Raw genomic sequence first — 13,624 nt, forward strand, 5'->3', positions numbered from 1 at the left:
CTCGCGCCGATCACGCAGCCCGATTGTCGGATAGTCCAGCCGGGAGAGCACGCGCCACGGCGCTTAGAAGATCGGTCTGAGAGATCAGGCCGAGGATCTTCAATTCCGCGTCTATGATGATGACGGCATGCGTGTGGCCATCGGTCAACACCGGAAGCAGGCTCAATGCCTTGTCCCCAGCTGACGCAGTCGCTGCTGGAGATATATGATCCTTGAACGAAACGGATGCCTGCGCAAGTTCGCGCAAGCCCAAGGTCCCGATCAATCGACCGTCATCGCTCCTCACCGGAAGTGTGCGAATATTGTGCTTCAGGAGAAGGGCCCGGGCGTCTTCGGTCGTGCCGCTTTCCTCGATCGAAATGACGTCTTGCGACATGATGTCCCGGCACAGGATCTTGCCGTTGGAGCGGACAAGCGATTCGAACTCGACCTGTCGCAACAATCTGCCAAGATCACCGCGGTCGATATCGAATGATTCATCAAGGTTGACGAGCGCGGCATCGATATCCTGCTCATTGAAGCCGACACGCCGATCCGACGGCAGGTCGGTGGTTCCATGCAGATTGGCTGCAACCGGCGCCGCAACATGCGGATAGGACCGCCGCGATAATTTGTGGAACGCAATGCCCAAAGCGACGAGGACGCAGGAGTTCAGGGCAACCGGGATCAACGGAAAGAGCAAGCCCCAATGCGCCACGGCCGGCCCGCCGAGCACGGCGGTCAGCGCCGCAGCCCCACCTGGCGGATGGAGGCTGCGGGTAAACGACATTGCCGCGATCGCCAATGCAACGCCGACACCGATGGCAATGACCGGATCATGGACCACATGGGCGGCAAACACGCCCATGAGCGCTGAAATCGTGTTGCCTCCGATGATCGACCAAGGTTGGGCAAGCGGGCTGGCAGGCACGGCAAACAGCAGCACCGCAGAGGCGCCCATGGGCGCCACAATGAGCGGAAGATCGATACCGTCTCCGAAAAAATACCCGCCGATCATGCCGGTTACGGCGATACTGATCAACGCTCCAAGGCAGGCCAAAAGCCGTTCCCGCAAGGTGGCTCCGGCCAGAATGGGCGTGAAGAGCCGAAAACGCGCGCTGGCTGGTTTCGATTGCGGATCCAGTGATGACATAGCAGAACCTGTAAATGTACCCGTCTCAAGTGAGGGCTGTTGAGGAAAGTCAGCGCGAAACCACTGAAGCTCGATTGGCAACCAGTGCCTCGTGAAAGAAGCCGAAGGCTGGCGACTGATTATCTTTGCGGCGGATCAACAGTGTTTCGACCTCGCCGAGGGTGTGGGTCTTGATGTCGTTTGGCCAATGCATCATCTCCAGCACGGATCGGGGCACCACGCCGACGGCGTGGCCAGCGACGACATTTGCCAGAATGGCGTGATAGGACGCGACTTCGACGGTGCGGATTTGTCGGGCCTGCCGAATCCAATGCTCAGCCACGCGACGATAGGTGCAGCCCGGCTCAAGAGCAACGAGCACGTCCGACTGAATGTCTGCCGCGGTACGAACATTGCGGGAGGTGGACGGAAGGACCAGAAGCAGGTCTTCCGCAAAGACCGAGTTTGCCTGGAGAAGATCAAATTGGCGCTCGGATGAGGCAGAGGCAGTGTCGGACAGATCGGCCGGAACACGGGCGATCAATGCGCAATCGATTTCCTCCGAAAGAACGCCACGGGTTAACTCGTCTGTGGCGCCGATCGTCAATCGCAGAGAAATAGCCGGGTAGGTCTGACCAAACTCCTGCAACACCGTAGGAAGACGACTGGCCGCCGTGCTTTCCATCGTACCCACGCGCAGAACCTCGGCAGGTCCAGCCGAAATGACGGCATTTCTCGCGTCCTTGGCAAGCGCCGTCAAACGACGTGCATAGGAGCGAAAAACCCGCCCTTCCCGGGTCAGCGTCATCTTCTTTCCATCGCGGCTGAACAGGGCAACGCCAAGTTCGTCTTCCAGCGCGCGAACGCGGTTGGTGATATTGGACGGCGCGCGGCCGATGATTGCCGCGGTACGGGTGACGCTCGATTGTTCTGCGACGACCAGGAAAATTTCGAGGGCTGTGAAATCCATTGTCTCTCAAATATGAGAATTAAGATGCCACACTATTCTCGATCTCGAAACCATAATCAAGATCGCGAAGAGGATCGATTTTCGAAGATTCAATGCCGGCGGAGAAAGAATGCGTGCATGTCGATCAGGAACGAAGACGACAAATCTGGTGGCGACCCATCGCCCGCCTGTCTCGTTTACGAGATAGACCCGGCCCTTACGGGATTGCAGCAATCTGCCTTCTTGCTTCTTTCGGGATGATGGCTCAGGCGCCACGGGGCCCATGACGCGGCCGCGATATATTGCCAGCAATCGTCTTCCTGGCAACGACCGCGATCCGATCAGTGCTTCAGGATCTGGCTCAGGAAGAGCTTCGTTCGCTCATGACGCGGATTGCTAAAGAAGTCCTGCGGAGCGCCCTCCTCGACGATTTGGCCGGAATTCATGAAGATAACCCGATCGGCAACGGCCCGCGCGAAACCCATTTCATGCGTCACGCATACCATCGTCATGCCGTCTTTGGCGAGACTCGTCATGGTCTCCAGCACCTCCGATACCATTTCCGGATCGAGCGCGGACGTCGGCTCGTCGAAGAGCATGATCTGCGGCTGCATGCATAAAGACCGGGCGATCGCCACCCGCTGCTGCTGGCCGCCGGACAGCTGGACCGGATACTTGTTTGCCTGCTCCGGAATGCGAACCCGCTCAAGAAAGCGCAAAGCGGTCTGCCGGGCCTCGGCTTCCGACTTGCCCTTGATCCACATGGGGCCGACCATGCAGTTCATCAGCACCGTCATATGCGGGAAGAGATTGAAGTGCTGAAACACCATGCCGACGTTCTTGCGCACGTCGCCGACGTTGCGCATCCGGTCATGCAGCGTGATGCCGTTGACGGTTATCTCGCCTTCCTGATGCGCCTCCAGCCGGTTGAAGCAGCGGATAAGCGTCGACTTTCCCGAGCCGGACGGACCGCACACCACGATGCGCTCTCCCTTGCGAACGGTCAGATTGATGTCCGTCAGCACCTTGAAGCTGCCGTACCACTTCGAAACGTTCTTCACTTCGATGATCTTGTCGCCGTTCATCGCACTTTGCTCCTGGCATAATGGCGCTCGATGCGCGACTGGATAAGCTCGAGGCAGATCGACAGGATCCAGTAGAGCATGGCGGCCGAAATCAGCATTTCCATGTGCTGGAAGGTCTTCTGCCCAAGTGTGCGCGCCAGGAACATCAGCTCCCAAACGCCAATCACCGATACGAGCGAGCTGTCCTTCAGCATCGAGATAAACTGATTTCCCGTCGGCGGAATGATGACGGGAAGCGCCTGCGGCAAGATGATCTTGCGCATCGTAACGCCGAAGCCGAAGCCCATCGAGCGAGAGGCCTCCCATTGCCCTCGATCGATGCTCTGGATGCCGGATCGAAAGATCTCGGTCATGTAGGCGCCGTAACAAAGCGAAAGCGCCAGAATGCCGGCCGGAACCGCATCGATCACGAAGCCGAGCTGCGGCAAGCCGAGATAGATAAGATAGACCTGCATCAATAGCGGAAGCCCACGGAAAAACGAGGTGTAGAAACTCGCGATCGCATAGGCGAAACCATTGTTCGAAAGTTTTGCCACCGCGCCGAGAATGGCGATCGCCGACGCAATGACGATCGACACCGCCGACACGTAGATCGTGGTAACGAGCCCTTGCGTGATGAGGAATGGTAGCTTCTCCGCAATAAAGGGCAGGCTCAGGTGAAATGTCTCGAAGAATGCGAGGAAGAGGATCAGCAATTCCAGCCACACGATGGCGATTTGCAGCCTGAGCGGCGCAAAGCCGATGAGTACGACATTCAACGCGAATATCACGGCAATGGCGAACGCAATGGCAAAGCGCCCGTAAAGGCCCGAGGTCGCGGGATCGCCGATCACCGGGCGCATCAACTCGCCGAGCGAGGTACCGGTCAGATTAAACAGCAGGAAAGCAACCAGAACCGTCGCAAAAACTGTCGCGACAAACCACGGCTTATGAACAAGGACTTCGGATTCAACCGTATCGGGATAAAGCATCTCTTTCCCCTTCAACCAGGTCGGCGGCTCGATTGCGCAAGCCGCCGAGATTGATGTCTGCTACTTCACGACCGTATAGTCGACGCCATACCATTTGACCGAGAGCTTGCTCAGCGTCCCATCCGCCTTCATATCTTTTATCTCATCGGCGATCTTGTCGTTGAACGCCTTGTCCCCGTGCTCGATAGCAACGGCGAGCGGCTCGTAGAACACGGGATCGCCAAGCTGCTTGATGGGATAGTTTGCCTTCTGGGCATCGATAATGCTCGGCAGCGAGGAAACGACCGCATCGAGACGCGTGCCGTCTCCCAGGCGGAGATCGTCGAATGCGGTGGTCGAATTCGCATAAGACTTTACCTCCTTCGGCTTGAACTCATACTTGAAGGCAGGCGCGCCGGCGGCATCCAGGGTCAGGTCCTGCTTGGCGTAGGCCTCGAAGGTTGAGGTCGCTGTCGTTCCGACCACCTTCCCGTCAAGATCGGAGAGCTTGGTGGCCTTGCTGTCCTTGTGAACGGCAACGGCTGCAGGCGTATAGTAATATACCGCCGGAAAATCGAAGATCTCCGCACGCTTTTTCGTCGGCGTCATCGAGCCGACATGCATGTCCCAACGCCCGGCCCAATTGCCTGCGGTGATGATGTCCCAGCCGGGCGTTACGAACTCGACCTTCACGCCAAGGCGTTTTCCGATGTCCTTGGCGACATCGACGTCGAACCCGTCAAGCTCGTTCTTGTCGTTCATGAAAGATTGCGGCGCCCAGTTGGCATCGGTCGCGACTTTCAGGGTCTTTGCCGCCAATACCCGATCAAGGACGGCGCCGGCATTGGCAGGCAAGGCTGCCAATGCGACGGCGAGCGAAGCAGCAACCGCTGCCATTCTTGCAAGTCTATCCATCTATTTTGTTCCCTCTGTTGTCGTTATTTGATTTCAATTCCGATGCAGGATCGTATCCCCACCATCACCACGATCTTGACCCTTCTCGGGAGCTTTCGTCTTCCGGCGATATCGAGCAGCCATCAGCCGCTTGTTCCTCCGAGAGTGAGAAGTCAGCACTCTCCCTTCCGCTGCATGTCGTCCCGAACGGATCGAGCGACGCGAAAAGCCTCCACGCCTGCCGGGATGCCGCAATAGATTGCGATCTGCACCAAAGCTCCGCGAAGCTCGTCATCCGTCAGGCCGTTGCGGATCGCGCCCCTGAAATGGATCCCGAATTCATGCATGCGGTTGGAGGCTGCCAGCATTCCCAGATTGAGAAGGCTGCGCTGCTTGAGGTCGAGTGCGTCGTCCGTCCAGGCGACACCCCAGCAATATTCGTTGAGCAGGTCCTGGAACGGTCCGGAGAAGGCGTCGGCTCCGCCGATCGCCCGGTCGACATAATCGTCGCCAAGCACCTTGCGCCTGACCGCTTCACCGTTTCGTTTCAAAACGTCATCCATGGGCCGCCTCCTCTCCCACCAGGAATTGCCGCATCAGCGTCGCGATCCTCTCCGGCGCCTCGATCAGGATTGAATGGCGCAGACCGGGCAGGATCCGAAGCTCGGAGCCGGGAATGCGGTCATGCATGTAGCGGGCCATGCGCGGATTGGAGCCGAGATCATCCTCCCCCGTTGCAATCAGCGTCGGGCAGCGGATTTGGTCGAGAAAGCCACCGAAATCCGTTTCGGCCAGCACCCGGTAGGCAGAGGCATAGCACTCGGGATCATTCTCCGCGTCGCGCTGCCTTAGCCAGGCGATGATTTCCGGGTTCCGGTCCTGAAACTCTTCCGTCAGCCAGCGCGACAGCGACGCATTGTGATGATCCGCCGGCGTGCCGACACGCAGCGCCGCAAGGCGCTCCAGAACGCGGGAACGTTCCTCAGGCGTGCGGCCGGCGACCGTCGAAAGCAAGACGAGGCGGCGCAGCCGGTCGAGATGGGTCAGGGCCAAACGCTGGGCGATCAATCCACCGAGAGAAAAGCCGGCAAGATTGAAGGTCGAAAAACCCGCCCTGTCGGCAAGGGCCAGCGCCTCGTCGACGAAATCGTCGATTTCGTAGCGTCCCTTTATCCGGCTTGAACGGCCATGTCCCCGCAGGTCGAACGTCAGGACCGTGAAACGATCCTTGAGGCGCTCGACCACCCCGGCCCAAGCCTCGAGATACGAGCCGACACCATGAATGCAAACAAGGGGATCGCCATGACCATCAATGCGATAGTTGAGCGTGACGTCACCGACGGTATGGCGCTGGGTCTCCGCCATGTCAGCCTACCGCCATCTTGCGCCCCTGCTCCTTCTCGCGCGCGGCGAAGAAGGGCAGGATTTCCTTGACGAAGAGTTCCAGCGTTCGCTTCTGCAACTCAAAGGGCAGGTTGAACGTCAGGCCGAGACAATACTGATCGACGCCTGCAGCCTCATAGACCAGCAATTTCTCGATCGCCTCGTCCGGAGTCCCGAACATCAGGTTCTTGCGAATGTTATCCGGGTTATAATTGTCCTTGCCTTTGACCGCCTCGTAAGGGACCGCCTCCGGGAAGCCTTCCCGTACCGTGCCGATGTTCTGCATGAGGTTTTCGAAGGCGCGGCCATAGTCCATGCTGTGTTGGACAGCGAGCTCCCATCCATCCGGCTTGTCGTAGACGCAGGTCCGGCGCTGCATCATGAAGCGCGGGCGCGGAACTTCCGGATGATCGGCAACCGCCTTGTGGAACTTGTCCGAAAGAACCTGGATTTCCGCCGCAGGCGCCGAGAGCGGAGTGGACAGGATGCTGGCACCGTTGGCAATCGCCCAGTCGAACGAGCCTGGATCGCGCGCTGCAACCCATATCGGCGGATGCGGCTGCTGCAGCGGCTTCGGCACCGAGGTCGCAACCGGAAACGTCCAATAGTGGCCGTCATGGGCATAGTCGCCCGCCCAGAGCTTCTTAACCGCGGGCACGATCTCTTTCATATAGGCTACCCCCTCCTGCTGGGGCATGCCTCCGGCCATTCTGTCGAATTCATACTGATAGGAGCCGCGGGCAATACCGAACTCGAGGCGGCCGTCGGTCAGATGGTCACAAAGCGCTGCCTCGCCAGCCAGGCGGATGGGGTTCCAATAGGGAGCGACGAGCGTCGACGTTCCCAGGCGGATCTGCTGTGTATGCTGCGCCAGCCAGACCAGCGTCTGAAACGGATTGGGAGAGATCGTGCATTCGATCGTGTGGTGCTCGGCCGTCCACAGCGCCTCGAAGCCGCCCTCATCGGCGATCCGCGCAAGTTCCAGCAGGTTGCTCTTTGCCCTGGACATCGGAACGTCCGGTGAGAACCGTTCCATGGTCAGCGATACCGCGAATTTCATCTGTTTACCTCCCTTTCGGGTTTGTTTTCTTCTGCGTCTTCACTTCAGGCGGATGACGAACGGGTCCTGCATGGCGCCGGAATAGTCGATGATGATGTTCTTGAGGCGCGAGAACTCCCGCATGACCTCGAAGCCGCCGCGCCGGCCGTAACCGCTCTCCTTGAAGCCGCCATTGGCGGACATGAAGGAGGATGAGCGGTAGGTATTGATCCATACCGTTCCGGCCTCGATCTGGTTGGCGAAGCGCATGGCCCGGTCGATGTTCTGCGTCCAGATACCGGAGGCCAGGCCATAATTCGTGTCGTTGGCGAGGCTGATCATCTCTTCTTCGGTCCTGAACGGCATGACGCCGACAACCGGTCCGAAGAGTTCGTCACGCATGAAGGACATGTCGTTCTGCGCCTCGACCATCACGGTCGGCTCGAAATACCAACCTCGCGAGAGATCCTGGGCCTGCGGCCGCTTGCCGCCAGTTGCGATCCTGGCCCCCTCCCTGACCCCGGACGCGACATAGGTCTCGACCTTGGAAAGCTGGTCGGCCAGCGCCAGCGGGCCGATGTCGGTCTCCGCGACCATCGGGTGACCGACCCTGATGCGCTGCGTACGGGCAACCAATGCATCGATGAAGCGATCATAGACGCTTGCCTCGACAAAGCAGCGGGATCCGGCAACGCAGGTCTGGCCGGCGGCGGCAAAAACCCCCGAGACCACGCCGTTGACCGCATGTTCGATATCGACGTCACCGAAAACGACGTGTGGCGACTTTCCGCCGAGCTCCATCGAACACGGGACGAGATTCATGGCCGCGTTGCCCGCAATGCGACGACCGGTGTTCGTGCTGCCGGTAAAGACGTATTTGGCAACGCCCGGGTGACGCGTCAGAGCTTCGCCGGCGCTTTTGCCGGTGCCGGTCACCACGTTTACGACGCCCTCGGGAAAACCTGCCTCTGCTATGAGTTCGGCCAGCGCCAGCGTCGATGCCGTTGCATGCTCCGAAGGCTTGATGACGACGGTGTTGCCGATTGCCAGACAGGGCGCGAGCGTCCCCGTCAAAAGCATCAGAGGTGAATTCCAGGGTGTGATCATGCCGACGACGCCGAGGGGTTCGCGCATGTTGAAATTCAGCATGTCGAGCTTGTTGACCGGGATCGTTTCGCCTTGCAGCTTGTCGGCCATGCCGGCGAAGTAATGGTAGCTGTCCGGCATGGCACGCATCTGGGCGCGCATTTCCTTGATCAGTTTGCCGTTGTCGCGCGTCTCGATTTCCGCGAGCTCATCGGCGTGCTGCAGGACAAGATCCGCCAGCCTGCGCACCAGCCTGCCGCGATCGGTCTGCGTCATGCGCCGCCAGGCGGGATTGTGAAAGGCCTTGCCGGCAGCGGCGACGGCATCGTCCACATCCGCGGCATCGGCTTCGGCAAACTCGTACCAGGGCTCGCCGGTGGTCGGATCGTAGCTTGCAATATAATTGCCGCTCTTTGGCGCGACGAAACGGCCGTTAATGAATAGCAGCTGCCGCGAACCTTCGAGTGATTTGACCGTCGTCTTCATGTTCCTCGTCCTATTCGTGTGAGCTTTGCATCCAGGCATGGGCCTCACCGTCGATCATCGCGACGCGGCCGCCATCGTCGGAATCCATGTAGATGCCAAAGCGCATTTCGCGCCGCTCCCGCGCATAGCGGCGCAGCATCGAGCGCAGTTCGTGAGTGGGCACCTGCTCGTAAGGGATCTCATCGACGTGGAAGAATTTCAGTCCGACGGGCAGGTCGGCCGGCATGCCCTCATCCGCAAGGCGCGCGCGATAGATCAGGTAACCCGGATCGCTGTCGGCGACGTCGAAGACGGAATAAAGGAACGTGTTGTCAGGCAGGAGCCGTAGCGCTCCGCCCCCGTCGACAACCAGCTGGCTGTCCGCCTTTCGCCGCCGCGCCGTTGGAAGCACCCAACCACCCTTGCCATCCGACCGGAGCAGCAGATGATCGTTAGCCTCGATCAGATAGCCTATGATCATCCCGTGCGAGGCGAGCCAACCGGCGGGAAGCGGATCCTTTACGCTCGCATAGCGTCCCCGGCAAAAGCCGAGAGGAGCCGAGGGGCTGGTGCCAAACGCCCGTACCTCTCCGATCAGAACGGCATGATCCCCGGCATCCATGCGATTGAAGACCGAACAATCGAACCACGTTAGGCTATCCGTCAGGACTGGCGCTCCGGTATGGATGCGATCGTGGTTGACCGACTGGAACTTGTCCGGAGATTTGGAGGCGAAGGTTGCCGAAACGTCGACCTGTCCTTCGTGAAGGATGTTGACGGCGAAGCAATCGGAACCGGTGAAAGCCTGATAGCTCGAGGCGGATTTGGCGACGCAAACCAGCAGCAGCGGCGGATTGAGGGAGACGGAAGTAAACGAGTTTGCGGTCATTCCGCGCGGGGTGCCGTCTTCATCGAGCGTCGTGATGACGGTCACGCCCGTCACGAACGTCCCAAAGGCCCGGCGCAATGCGATCGGGTCGATGGAGGTATCCATCATTGCCGCCGTGTCCGCCATGCCCTCGTGCCTCCTCTGTCTTCGTTGAGAGCAAGCTACCGGGGGCGATCCCACGATTCTTCCTCACCATCGGCGGACGAGGACTAAAACTTCTGCTCCGGTTCGTAGGAGGTGAAAATGGCCGGCAAAAACGCCCCTCAAGACATAAGGTACGGCAGGAAAACTAGGCCTTCGAACCAGCCGGCCGATTGTCTATGACACCGTGGAGACGAATTGCCAGTTCGACGGCGAAGCGCTTGTCCGGACTTTCGACATCGACGCCGAAGAGTTCCTGTATGCGTGACAGGCGATACCGAAGCGTCGTCACATGAAGCCCCATCGTATCGGCGCAAGCCTGGCTGCGGCAGCCTTCCTGCAAATAGGTCGATAGCGTCTCGAGATAGGGCGTGCCGTTCTCGCGATCATGATCCGCAATGGCGCCGACGCTTTCCTGCACGAAGCTACGGATATCGCCAGCCTCGGAGGCTGCAACCAGCATCGGCAGCGGCCCGAAATCCTGCGCCGCGAGCGCTCCGGTCAGGCCAAAAGACCGTCCGATGCGGATCATTCTGCCGCATCGCTCCCAGGCGGGCGGATAGTCGGCAAGCGTCAGGCATCGGCTGCCCGCCACCACGATAGGCTCCTCGCCGAAATAACGACCGAGCTCTTCCGCAATACGACGCGTAAGCTTGGCGGTGCGTTCCTGCTTTTTGCCGGCATCGTAAGGAACGAGGCAAACAACGCCGCCATCGACCGCCACAAGGCTTGCCTGCAGTTGTACCTGCTGCATGATCCGCGAAAGCGTGTGCTCCACATCGATCGATGCTCCGCCGAATGCCTTGGTTTTCTCCGGAAAATCGATGACGATCATCTGTTGAGGTACAGAAAAGCTCAGTCCGAGACGCTGCGCCCGCTGAGCAATATCATTGCCATTGCGCCATCGCGCCTCGACAACCTCGAAAAACAATTCGCTCTGCGTGCGGGTCTCGAAGCGAAACCGGATGAAACTACGCATCATCTGGACGCTGAGCGCAAACTTGGCGCTGTCGAGCATGAGCAGATCCAGATCGCTGAACTCCCGCTCCGTCGGGAAGATGATCAGCGCGCCGACCAATTGCATGTCTACGCTCAGTGCCTCGATACGGGCGGAAAGCTTGAAACGTCTGTTGCCATCGTCGAGAAACAGGCTGGCCGTATCCGCCATGCCGGTCTCGATGGTCTCGCGCGCGGTCTTCATGAGAGATCTGGCGAGACCGCTTGTGGCCATTTCCTGCCAGGCATTGTCATCGAGCGATGCCGATGGCGATCGGCCCGCAATCAGTTGATTGGCCGTAAAGTCGAGGACGACAAGCGGATTGGCGAACATCGTTCCAACCATGGCCGACAGCGACGAAACGGACCCGTCGCTGAGGACATGCTCAAGAAGCGACGTATGGGTCTTCAATGCTCGCTCAAGCCTCTGGGCTGACCGCTTCTCCGCCTCCAGCCGATGCTCGCGCTCGACCGCTATGGCCCCCAGATGGATGATCGTGCCGAGAAAAGCGAGATCTTCTGCGGAAACGTCGGTGATCTGGCGTGCGATGACGCTCAGTACCATTGGCCGACCCTCCGCGTCCCTGCAGTTCATCGGCATCACCAGCACGGTTCGATAGTCGCGCTCGAACGCCTCCTTGCGGTAGCCTGGAAATTCGGAGGATTCTCTCGCATCACGGATATAGATGGGTTCGTTTCGCTGCAGAGCGATCAGAGAAGGACTTGTCGCCAGTTCCCATTTGTCCGGCAGTTGCCGTTCGATCAACGTCGGATCATGCCGAACGATCACATGCGCATAGCCATGGGCGGCATCGATCCCCATGATGGAGCCAAGCGCCCAATTGGCATGACGGCAGGCGGCAGCGATGAGGTGCTGGAGGATGGTCTGGAGATTGCCGCCGCTGTTGATCTGGCTGGCGACATCACGAAGGGACAATATCTGCGACGTCTGATCCAAATGACCGTTTCTCCCAATCCGGAGCGACATCATGCGTCTCAGCGCCCTTCCAGTCTACTTCGTTCCAGTGGAAGTTTTACCGGCTATTTCCACCAAATCGAGGATGAACGACGCGGCACACCCGCTAATCTGCACCGGACTTCAACATTCTATAGCGGTACTTGGGCATGGCACTTGAGATTAGAAAAATCTGCACTTTCCTGGAAGAAACGCTGGTGGAAGGCGGCAAGGCTGCGCCGCGTCCGGTGAATATCGTCGTGGTTGCCGCGATTATCCCCAATCCCTGGGCGGGCCGCGGTTTCGTCGAAAATCTGAGGCCGGAAATCATTCGCATTGCCGGCGAGTTGAGCCAGGAAATGACAAGCAGGTTGCTGCGCCAGATGCCGGCGGACAAGATCGAGGCATGCGGCAAAGCGGCGGCCGTCGGTGTCAACGGCGAAATCGAGCATGCATCGGCGATGATCCACACGCTACGTTTTGGAAATCCCTTCCGCGAGGCGATCGGTGGCACCAACTACCTGGAATTCGCCAATACCCGCAATGCGCCGGGAGCGCTTCTTTCTCTACCGATGATGCACAAGAGCGAAAATGGAAAGCGCTCGCATTTCCTGACCGCCAGCTTCCAGATAGCCGATGCGCCCGGCCCCGACGAAATCATCGTCGCCATCGGCGCCTCCGACAACGGTCGCGCACATGCGCGCATCGCCGATCGCTTTCAAGATATTGCCGAGATGGAGGCGGAAAAGGCCGCGCTTGGCTGACCTCCTCCCGGCCAAGGAAACAGGCATCCACTTTGCCGATACGGCTGATCTGGCGACAGCCGTCATGGCCGCGGCACTTGCTGTCGGGATGGATGGGTAAGGCTTGCTCTCCTCCGAGCACGGCGAGATCTTAGAAAATTGCCAGGCACCAGGCCTGGCGTCGTCGAAACCTTCGCGCGCAGATCGACATTCTCTTGCGCCAAGCCCCTCAAAGGAAAGCGGCCCCCGCGATAGCGGCCGAAGTGGCTGGCGAGAGTATGCGCGGCGGGACGCTTTCGCCGGGCGAATCCAATGCTTGCCAGGCCAGTCTTCGAATGCCATTGGTCTGAGAATGACAAGTGACACGTAAGCAGCGTTCAAATGAAACTTGATGCAATCGATCTTCGGATACTGGATGCCATTCAACGCGATGGCCGCATCACCAAACTTGCCCTCGCCGACAAGGTCGGACTATCTCCCACGCCATGCTGGCTACGCCTGCGAAAGCTGGAAAAGACCGGAATCATCACGGGCTATCATGCACGCCTGTCGCTGCGCCGCGTCGCCCCGATCGCAAACGTCATGGTCGAACTCACGCTTTCCAATCATCGTCAAACCGACTTCGATCGCTTCGAGAGGGCTGTCGCGGCTACTCCTGAGATCGTTGCCTGCTGGGCCGTCGGCGGCGGTGTCGACTACATCTTGAAGATCATGGCAACCAATATCGATGCCTATCAGCGCCTGATAGACGGTCTCCTCGATCGTGAGGTCGGCATCGAACGTTACTTCACCTATATCGTGACCAAGACGGTGAAAGAGGAGACGACACTACCGGTCACCGAACTGCTTTCCGCAGACACTCCTGGCGACGGGTAGAGAAACTCTCTATCGACGTCCCCCTCTTTGGGTTCTTTCTCTCTTCTGCCTGCCAGCAATGG

13 protein-coding genes are annotated in these 13,624 nt (G+C 59.2%); 2 read left to right on the forward strand and 11 right to left on the reverse strand.

Annotation, left to right across the window (positions count from 1 at the left end):
• Nucleotides 1–10: 10 nt before the first annotated feature.
• From ACQZ6J_RS20500 to ACQZ6J_RS20550, 11 genes are all read right to left on the reverse strand, one after another.
• A complete protein-coding gene (locus tag ACQZ6J_RS20500) occupies nucleotides 11–1,132 on the reverse strand; it encodes an HPP family protein (protein WP_449085399.1) in 1,122 nt (373 codons plus the stop codon).
• Between the two features lie 49 nt (nucleotides 1,133–1,181).
• Nucleotides 1,182–2,081 carry a LysR family transcriptional regulator gene (locus ACQZ6J_RS20505; RefSeq protein ID WP_449085400.1) on the reverse strand — a complete coding sequence of 300 codons (900 nt, stop codon included), beginning with the start codon at nucleotides 2,079–2,081 and terminating at the stop codon, nucleotides 1,182–1,184.
• A 320-nt stretch (nucleotides 2,082–2,401) separates the two neighbouring features.
• Complete coding sequence (locus ACQZ6J_RS20510) at nucleotides 2,402–3,145, reverse strand: amino acid ABC transporter ATP-binding protein (protein WP_163988714.1); 744 nt, start codon at nucleotides 3,143–3,145, stop codon at nucleotides 2,402–2,404.
• Complete coding sequence (locus ACQZ6J_RS20515) at nucleotides 3,142–4,116, reverse strand: amino acid ABC transporter permease (protein ID WP_163988712.1); 975 nt, start codon at nucleotides 4,114–4,116, stop codon at nucleotides 3,142–3,144. Before ACQZ6J_RS20515 ends, ACQZ6J_RS20510 begins: the two co-directional genes overlap by 4 nt.
• 60 nt (nucleotides 4,117–4,176) lie before the next feature.
• A complete protein-coding gene (locus ACQZ6J_RS20520) occupies nucleotides 4,177–5,010 on the reverse strand; it encodes a transporter substrate-binding domain-containing protein (protein WP_163988710.1) in 834 nt (277 codons plus the stop codon).
• Between the two features lie 152 nt (nucleotides 5,011–5,162).
• Nucleotides 5,163–5,552 carry a carboxymuconolactone decarboxylase family protein gene (locus ACQZ6J_RS20525; RefSeq protein WP_449085401.1) on the reverse strand — a complete coding sequence of 130 codons (390 nt, stop codon included), beginning with the start codon at nucleotides 5,550–5,552 and terminating at the stop codon, nucleotides 5,163–5,165.
• Complete coding sequence (locus ACQZ6J_RS20530; protein WP_449085402.1) at nucleotides 5,545–6,354, reverse strand: alpha/beta fold hydrolase; 810 nt, start codon at nucleotides 6,352–6,354, stop codon at nucleotides 5,545–5,547. Before ACQZ6J_RS20530 ends, ACQZ6J_RS20525 begins: the two co-directional genes overlap by 8 nt.
• A 1-nt stretch (nucleotide 6,355) precedes the next feature.
• Nucleotides 6,356–7,432: an LLM class flavin-dependent oxidoreductase gene (locus ACQZ6J_RS20535; protein ID WP_163988704.1), complete on the reverse strand. Its 1,077-nt coding sequence runs from the start codon at nucleotides 7,430–7,432 to the stop codon at nucleotides 6,356–6,358.
• Nucleotides 7,433–7,471: 39 nt separating this feature from the next.
• Nucleotides 7,472–8,983, reverse strand: coding sequence for an aldehyde dehydrogenase (locus ACQZ6J_RS20540; RefSeq protein ID WP_449085403.1), 1,512 nt, complete (start codon nucleotides 8,981–8,983; stop codon nucleotides 7,472–7,474).
• A 10-nt stretch (nucleotides 8,984–8,993) separates the two neighbouring features.
• The gene (locus ACQZ6J_RS20545) at nucleotides 8,994–9,977 is read right to left on the reverse strand and encodes a flavin reductase family protein (RefSeq protein ID WP_449085404.1); all 984 of its coding nucleotides are present in this window, start codon (nucleotides 9,975–9,977) and stop codon (nucleotides 8,994–8,996) included.
• A 163-nt stretch (nucleotides 9,978–10,140) separates the two neighbouring features.
• Nucleotides 10,141–11,946 (reverse strand): helix-turn-helix domain-containing protein, encoded by a 1,806-nt coding sequence (locus tag ACQZ6J_RS20550; RefSeq protein WP_449085405.1) that lies wholly within the window; start codon nucleotides 11,944–11,946, stop codon nucleotides 10,141–10,143.
• A 167-nt stretch (nucleotides 11,947–12,113) separates the two neighbouring features.
• Here ACQZ6J_RS20550 and ACQZ6J_RS20555 point away from each other — a divergent pair, with 167 nt between their 5' ends.
• Both ACQZ6J_RS20555 and ACQZ6J_RS20560 read left to right on the forward strand, forming a co-directional pair.
• Nucleotides 12,114–12,707 carry an amino acid synthesis family protein gene (locus tag ACQZ6J_RS20555; protein WP_449085406.1) on the forward strand — a complete coding sequence of 198 codons (594 nt, stop codon included), beginning with the start codon at nucleotides 12,114–12,116 and terminating at the stop codon, nucleotides 12,705–12,707.
• A gap of 360 nt (nucleotides 12,708–13,067) precedes the next feature.
• Nucleotides 13,068–13,562 carry an Lrp/AsnC family transcriptional regulator gene (locus tag ACQZ6J_RS20560; RefSeq protein ID WP_449085407.1) on the forward strand — a complete coding sequence of 165 codons (495 nt, stop codon included), beginning with the start codon at nucleotides 13,068–13,070 and terminating at the stop codon, nucleotides 13,560–13,562.
• The last annotated feature ends 62 nt before the right edge of the window (nucleotides 13,563–13,624 follow it).

It is taken from the genome of Rhizobium sp. A37_96, from assembly GCF_053521765.1.